Source organism: Candidatus Izemoplasma sp. (assembly GCF_982632705.1).
In genome coordinates, this window is sequence record NZ_CEXEES010000061.1 from 1 (window position 1) to 8,785 (window position 8,785).

General features: G+C 31.4%; 6 protein-coding genes. All 6 read right to left on the bottom strand.

The features are described from left to right. Positions 1–851 (bottom strand): hypothetical protein (locus AC2LE6_RS07500; protein WP_484478649.1); only part of this gene is annotated, 851 nt, incomplete at its 3' end. 206 nt (positions 852–1,057) lie between these two features. Beyond that, complete coding sequence (locus tag AC2LE6_RS07505) at positions 1,058–2,905, bottom strand: ABC transporter ATP-binding protein (RefSeq protein ID WP_484478650.1); 1,848 nt, start codon at positions 2,903–2,905, stop codon at positions 1,058–1,060. A 1-nt stretch (position 2,906) separates the two neighbouring features. Next, positions 2,907–4,733, bottom strand: coding sequence for an ABC transporter ATP-binding protein (locus tag AC2LE6_RS07510; protein ID WP_484478651.1), 1,827 nt, complete (start codon positions 4,731–4,733; stop codon positions 2,907–2,909). Between the two features lie 10 nt (positions 4,734–4,743). Continuing rightward, on the bottom strand, positions 4,744–6,585 hold the full coding sequence (locus AC2LE6_RS07515; protein WP_484478652.1) for an ABC-F family ATP-binding cassette domain-containing protein: 1,842 nt from the start codon (positions 6,583–6,585) through the stop codon (positions 4,744–4,746). A 326-nt stretch (positions 6,586–6,911) separates the two neighbouring features. Further along, positions 6,912–7,787 (bottom strand): 2-oxo acid dehydrogenase subunit E2, encoded by an 876-nt coding sequence (locus tag AC2LE6_RS07520; RefSeq protein WP_484478653.1) that lies wholly within the window; start codon positions 7,785–7,787, stop codon positions 6,912–6,914. Positions 7,788–7,863: 76 nt separating this feature from the next. Further along, on the bottom strand, positions 7,864–8,785 hold a 922-nt coding region (locus AC2LE6_RS07525), incomplete at its 5' end, for an ABC transporter ATP-binding protein (RefSeq protein ID WP_484478654.1).

Genomic DNA, 8,785 nt, shown 5'->3' on the forward strand with positions numbered 1-8,785 from the left:
CAAATCATCCATTTTGATACACTTCGTTTCATTTGCTCATCAAGGTTGTAAAGCCCATAATCACCAAGACCCATTCCGTACTTCTCTTTATAACCGTTATATATTTCTTCTATAACGTCATAGTTCTTAATTGAATGTTCTATTCTTTTGTAGAAATCACTTTTCACATCAAGTTGGAATATATCACTAAGTACCATTAATCTTCCGTCTTTTTGTAAACGTGAAATCAAATTACTATTGAATCTGTCTATAACTGGAATCATCTGATCCAGCATGTAATTCTCAATAAACTTTATTAAATGTTCAGGATACCCGGTTTCTCTCAAAACTGAGCATTCTCTCATTAATTGATTATAAATAAGTTGTGTGTAAATCGGACTTACAAAAATAAAATCCAAATCATTCTCATATTCTTTTAAGAACTTATATCTATCTAGTCCTTTTAATTTACTTTCCAATACTTGTTCTATTTTTTCAAATGTATAACAGTTTACTATTCTCTCTTTGAAATCATCAAAGAAATGATTGATTTCAAATCCAGTATACTCTGTTCTAACTATTGTGATTTTCTTTCTAAGTTTTGCTGGTAAGCGTAAATAATTAATCGTTTCATTCACAGATGTTAAATCGATATCCGTTATGATTACTTCATCAAAAAAGCGCAAAAATATAGTAATATCGAAATCACTCATTTTTCCTGCTCCAATTATGCAAACTTTATCTCTTTTCGGAAGTAACTTGATAGCTTTTTCAATTGAATTTGAAACCTGCTTTTTGTACTCCAGTAATCCTGTTCCCGTATTAAAATTTGACTTATTCAATTCTGTATTGAAGGTTTCTATTCTTTTCATATAATCACCTGTATTTAACTACTTATATTATATATAAGGTGAAACACTCTAACAACAACCTATTTTGTATGCGAATTAGTTCGAAATGTAAACGATATCATTTTAACCTTATACAAAGCCGTTTGTACTCGAACTATATTGTGAGTAATTAGATTTAATCTAAATTGCAATGAGCATATGCCCATAAAAAAGAAAAACGGATATTTCTATCCGTTTTTTGAATCTTCGATTGCTTTTGATTTAAACTGATTTGTGTATAGTTTGTAGTACTGTCCTTCTTGTTTGATTAATTCCTTATGATTACCTTGTTCGATAATTTTTCCATCTTCTAATACTAAGATACGATCACAGCTTGTTATTGTACTAAGTCTATGTGCAATAACAAAACTAGTACGGTTTGCTAGTACTGTATCGATTGCTCTTTGGATAGATTTTTCAGTATGAGTGTCTACACTACTTGTTGCCTCATCTAAGATTAAAATCTTTGGATTGGCAAGTAATGCTCTTGCGAAACTGATTAGTTGTTTTTGTCCAACACTTAACCTTGCTCCACCTTCTCCTACTTCTGTATTATATCCATCTTCAAACTCAATGATAAAGTCATGTGCTTCAACTAATTTAGAAGCTTCGAATACATCTTCTTCACTAACTTTTAAGTTACCATAACGGATATTATCCATTATCGTTCCACTAAATAAGTGAGGTGATTGTAATACGTATCCTAAATTATCGTGTAGCCATCCAAGTGATCTATCTTTATAGTCTTTTCCATCAATGAAGATTTGTCCATCTGTTGGTTCGTAGAATCTACAGATTAGATTTACTATTGTTGATTTTCCAGCTCCAGTGTGTCCTACCAGTGCAATACTCTCACCTTGTTTTACATCAAGATTGAAGTTACTTAGTACTGTTTCACCTTTGTTGTATTTGAATGTTACATTTCTAAACTGAACATCACCAAGTAGTTCTTCCCAGTTTTCTTTTTTGAAGTTGATAGCATCTCCATATTTTTCAATTACATCTGGTCTATCCCATATTTCAGGATTTGATTCGATCAATGCCATAATTCTTTCCCCACTAGCTTGCGCTTGTTGAAGTCTTGCTAGAATGTTTGCTAGTTGCATAACTGGTTCAAAGAATTGTCCAATATAATTTAAGAATACATATAGGGTACCTACTGTGATTCCGATACCTAATATATCATTAAATTTACTTGCTTCTATACCTCCAAAGTACATAACTAACGCTGTTGCAACTGATGCAACAAATAGTATTGATGGGAAGTATAAACCACTAAATATTGCTGCTCTGATTGAGTGGTTTCTCATTTTTGATGTTAATCGATCAAAGTCTTTAAAATTTTCATCTTCTAGAACCAAAGTTTTTGTTGTTTTAGCCCCAGTGATTCCTTCATTGAATGACCCTGTAATTTTTGAGTTTTCTTTACGGATTGATCTGTATGCTTTTAGTATTCTTTTTCTAAAGTAGACACTTAGAATCATAATTATTGGAAGCATTGCTAGTAATATTAAAGCAAGTTTCCAGTTAATAATGAATACAACGATTGTAATCCCGATCATAGTTAGTAATCCCCACGATAAATCGATAAGACCCCATGATAGAATTTCACTTAAACGTCTACTATCACTAGTCATACGCGCCATTATCCACCCTACTGGTGTTTTGTCGTAATAACTAAATGGTAGTTCTTGAAGCTTTTTAAATGCTTCTTTACGTAAAATATATGATAGTTTTTGTTGTATTTGTCCTGCGTGAATAATAAATGTAAATACTAGTGTTGCAATTGTAATTGCAACAACTGCGAAGAATCCTATGAAATATGGTAACTTCTCTAATGATCCTTCGTAGATGATTTCATCAATTGCATACATGTTTATTAACGGGTACAGTGTATCGATAAATGCTAATCCGACTGCAGCTGCAATCCCGATATATAAATGTTTCTTAAGTGGTTTCATAAATCGGAATATTTTCTTCCAGACAAGTAGGTCAAACTTAGACTCAGTATAATCTTCTTCTTCGTAAAAGCTCATATTATTCGTCCTCCTTGTTTATTGATTCGTAATCATATTCGACGTTTGATTGAATATCCCAAAGGTCATTATATATTCCTTTGTTTTTGATTAATTCATCATGAGATCCCATTTCAGAGATTTCACCTTTGTCTAATACGATAATTTTATCTGCTTCCATCGCAGTTGTGATACGGTGTGTGATGATGAATACAGTTGTATTACTCCAGAACTCATTTAAAGCAGTTCTAATTTGAATATCTGTTTCTGTATCTACAGCGCTTAAGCTATCATCAAAAATTAATACTGGTTTTGAATGAATTAACATACGAGCGATTGCGACACGTTGTTTCTGTCCACCACTAAGTGTAACTCCTCTTTCACCAACTATTGTTTCGTATCCAGCTTCAAAGTTGTTTATATCATCATGTAAACTTGCGATATTTGCAGCTTGGTAAATTCTTTCTTTTTCTGCTTTTTTATCCATGATACCAATATTATCGTATACAGTTCTGCTGTATAAGAATGGTTCTTGCATAATTATTCCTACGTGTTCTCGTAAGTGTTTCTTGTTTATTTCTTTGATATCTATTCCATCAAATAGGATTTGACCTTCTTGATTGTCTAGTAAACGGATCATTAAGTTAATAAGTGTTGATTTCCCTGATCCTGTTTTACCTACAATTGCGATTGTCTCACCTTTGTTTACAGTGAATGAGATATTCTTTAATAATGGTTTGTTATCATCGTGAAATTGGAATCCAACGTTTTTGAATTCGACTTTTCCGACGATTTCTGGAGTATCTTTAGAATCATAATCATGTTCATTTTGTTCTAAATCAATTCCATCTAAACGGTCTAGTGCTACTGTTGTTTTTCCAAAGTCTCCGATGATACGACCAAGTTGTCTCATTGGCCATACAACCATACCAATATACATTAGATATGCTGGGAAATCTCCAGGTTCAATAACTCCATTTACCGTTAATACGATACCCATTGATAGGGCAAGTCCGTATTGTACAAATATAATAAAGTCTGTTCCACCCCAGAAGAAAGCCATTAAACGAAGAAGTTTATAATCTTCTTTTAAGTACTCTTTACTGTGTTTCTCAAATTTTTCTATTTCGTATTTTTCTTTAGCGAATGCTTTAACCACTCTGATTCCAGTTACACTTTCTTGTAACGTTGTTGTCATTTTAGCTTCAGCTTCTTCTACTTTTTTAAATATTGTTTTAACTTTTATAAAGTAGATAAATGCACTACCAAATATGATTGGTGTAACCATTACACTATATATCATCATTGTTGGGTTAATTCGTGCCATTTGATAGATTGAGAATCCTACTAGGAATATCAATCTAAAGATTTCGATCAATTGCTCACCGACAAATACTCTAAATGTTTCTACATCTGTTGTACATCGTTGGATTAGATCTCCTGTTTCTGCTTGTGAGTGGTAAGAGAAACTTAAATTTTGTAGTTTTGAATATAATCTGTTTCTCATGTTGTAAGCGACACGTTCCATAAACATACCAATTGATACTCGTCTGAAAAACATTAGTACGATTCTAAATAATGCAAATCCTGCATATAATAATCCTACAAACAATAATGTTTTTGTTACAGATTCGGTCATCGTCCAATCTTGCATGAACTGTGGTAACTCACTTGTTTCATTTCCTAATACTGTATTAATAATGTATTGGAAGAACAATGGAAGTAATGTCCTAAAATATTGTAAAACGACTAACAAGATTAATGCTATAAAGTATAAATGATATTGTCCTTTAAGCCATTTGTGAAATTGTTTAAATCGGTTTACTTTTTTCTCTTTTTGTATACTCATCTAATCACCTCTATTCTTCTAATTCTGTGTAGTATACTTCATACTTTTCTTCTAAGTATGTTTGAAGTTCTTCTATTTCTGCGTTTAATAAATCCATTTTCTTTTTATCAACATAGTTTTCATGTTTGAATAATTCTTTATTAAGATGTTCTATTTTATCTTCTGTTTTATGGATTTCTTTTTCTAGATTTTGAATTACTTTTTCTTTGTTTTTAATTTTGTTTTTTGGTTTTAATTTCTTTTCTTTTTTCTTTGAAACTTCAATATGTGACTCTTTAAATTCATCATATGATCCTTCAAATTCTTCCATATGATTTTCTGTAAGATATACGAGTTTTGTTCCTATTTTGTTAATGAAATATCGATCATGGGATACAAATATAATCGGACCACTAAATTCACTAAATACATCTTCAATAATGTCTTTTGTTTCAATGTCTAAGTGATTAGTTGGTTCATCCAATATAAGTAAATCAGGATTCGACAGCATTAATAGTAAAAGAACCAAACGTACTCGCTCTCCTCCACTTAATATACTAATTGATTTATCTAAATCTTCATTGAAGAACAAGAATCTTGCAGCAACACTTCTAACGTCGTTATTGGTGAATGCTGGGTAGGTATCATGTATTTCTTCAAAGATTGTTTTTGAGTAATTAAGTGTTTCTTGGTTTTGATCAAAATAACCTACATTATAATCTCTAAGAAACTCAACACGTCCTTGTAATGGTCCTAGTTTCTTTTCAATAACTTTTAATAGTGTTGTTTTACCAGTCCCATTAGGACCAATAATTGCCAACTTGTCATACCCTCTCATACTGAAATTCATATGAGATAGTAATGGTGTTTCATATCCAATTGATAAGTCTTTTGCTTCAAGTATGATGTCTCTTGTGTTTCTCTTTTGTTCAAAGTTCATTTTCACTTGTCTTTTACTTATATGTGGTTTATCTAATTTGTCAATTCGGTTGATTTTTTTTACACGATCTTTTGCGATACTTGCGCGTTTTGCATTGAATCTAAATCTATCAACAAAACTTTGAAGATGTGCAATTTCTTTTTGTTGTCTATTGTATTTTCTAAGCATTAGCTCGTAACGTTTTATTTTTTCTTCTTGATATTCTTCAAACGTACCGTGATATACATGTGATGTTTGCTGATCAATCTCAATGATTTTACGACACACTTTTGATATAAAGTACTTATCATGTGTAACGATTAATACCGCACCGTCGTACTTATTCAAATAATCTTCTAACCATTCTATGATATCAATATCAAGATGATTTGTTGGCTCATCTAGTATTAGTAACTCAGGATTCTCCAATAATAGTTTTGAGAAGGCTACTCTTGTTTTTTCTCCACCACTAAATGTTGATATGTTTCTTTGATATTCTTCTTTTCTAAACCCGAATTTGCTCAGAATTAAATTTATCTTATATAGGTATTCATATCCACCTTGGATTTGATATCTATGTTCTAAATCAGAATATTTTTTTAGTAATTCTTCGTTACTTGGATCCAATGTTAGTTTATCTGCTACTTCTTTAATGATGTTTTCTAAATGTATTAGCTCTTTGAAAACAGATAGCATCTCATCAAACAATGTGTTTTGTTGTTTTGATATTACATCTTGAGATAAATACCCGATTCTTGCTTTTTGGTTTTTACTTACAATACCTGCATCAGATTCTAGTTCACCTAAAATCATCTTTAATAATGTTGATTTCCCTGTACCATTCTTCCCAATAATTGCTAATTTATCTTTACTGTTTATTTCAAATGATATATTTTCAAACAATGTTTCACCATTGAACTCTTTTTTTAATTTAGATACTGCTAATATGTTCATTTCAATCACCTCTTATGTCAATTTGCCTTATAAATATAAAAAAATGTCTCTCATCATCACAATGAAAGACATTAAGTATATGTGTTTTATAATATTATAGAAATATTACTAATAAAACAAACCTTTAATGGCGTCTATTCATAAGTGACGGATAGTGCATACTTAAAGAAGCACTGAAATTTGGGTACTCTGTTCTCATTACTAATTTAATCATTACCATCACCTCTTTCTTTAATATATTTTTTGGTATTTGTCTTCTAACCTTAATTAGTTTACCATACATTTTTTTTTATGTAAACCCTTAATTGTAATCCTTTTCAAAAAAGTTAAATTTCGTTATCTTCTACTACTTGCTCAGGCTTTTCTAGTAGTGAAAATGGTTTAGCAATAGTGTTTTTTGCTAATTTGATTGCATTTGCAAAATAGTAACCATCCACAACTCTTTCATCAGCTACTATTCTTAAATCCATTGATTTTCTTGTTATAACATTATTATCTTTATCTACTTCTTTTTCTCTATTTCTAGTTCCAAAAGATATAAATACAGTATTGGTCCCTAAATTGTATATATGATGATATACAGGTCTAATTCCAATACTTCCTAAATCTGTAATAAACATCGATGCATGGAATGGACTTAATTCGGTTAAGAATCTTGGCAACCATCCTTTGTTGTCTAAACTACGAACCATAAACATAGCGAATCTAAGTAGGAATCCAGGTAACATGCTAAACACTTTAGCTGCTACATCAGTGCTGTTACTTGATTCTTCACCCTTGTTACTTTCGATTGCTTCGTTAACTGTTTCTATTACATCGTAGATTGTTGCATCAGGTTCAAACTTAACTTTGATTGTCGTTTCTTCGCTATCTTCTGTCATATCTTTCTTCACTGCAAGTGAGAATGATATCTCGTTTCTAGCATACGTTTTTCTACCTACAACAAATCTATTTATTTTTGGTTTCTGTGAAATAGTTCGTACCATTGATGCAATTAATACATGAAGGAATCCTAGTTTGTATCCTTCTTTTCTTAACTGTCTTATTAATCTATGAGTTTCATCTAAGTAAATACGGTCTTCAAAAAATACTTGTGCATCATGTCTGTGAGGCATGATGTGTGGGATAATCCTAAAAAATGGATCTGCTTTTCTTAATTTGTAACCATCTTTTCGATCTCCAAATCTTCTTTTTCTTTTCATATAGTATCACTCCATAAGACAATTATACATAATTTCTTATAAATAAGATATAGAAAAAAGACCAAATATTGGTCTTTTATTCTTCTACTAGGTCTTTGAACTGTGCTTTGTATAAATCATGGTAGAATCCTTTTTGTTCCAGCAATTCTTTATGATCTCCTGTTTCAATAAGTTTTCCATCTTTTATTACTAGTATTTTATGTGCATTTCTAATCGTTTGTAGTCTATGTGCGATAACAAAACTTGTACGACCTTTCATCAATGTGTTCATTGATTTTTGGATACGATACTCTGTTCTTGTATCAACGTTAGACGTTGCCTCATCAAGGATAAGAATATCTGGGTTAGATAGTATTGTTCTTGCGATACTGATCAACTGACGTTCTCCTTGGCTAAAGTTTTGTCCACCTTCTGTTACTTCTGATTCATATCCTTTTGGTAGTTTCATAATGAAGTCATGTGCATTGGCTAATGTTGCAGCTTCTATCACTTCTTCCATTGATGCAGTTTGATTCCCGAATTTGACATTATCAAGTACTGTACCTATGAATAAGTTTGTATCTTGAAGTACGACACCAATTTTTTGACGTAGAGGATCTTTTTTGTAGTTATAGATACTTTTTCCATCTACTAGGATATCTCCATCGTTTATGTGGTAAAAACGGTTAAGAAGGTTAATTATTGTCGTTTTACCAGAACCAGTAGGTCCAACGATTGCAACTGTTTTTCCTTCTTCTGCTTTGAATGATATATCCGATAATACGATAGTGTCAGGATCATATCCAAATGTTACGTTTTTAAACTCAACATCACCTTTTAAGGTTTTAACTTCGTATTCACCATCATTAATGTATTCATCCATTTCATCAATCAAATTGAATACACGTTCTGCCCCTGCTAATCCTTGTTGGATAACGTTAAACATTTGTGCTAAATTCGATATCGGTTGAACGAACTGTCTTGCATACATTGTGATACCAGCGATATCTCCAACTTGT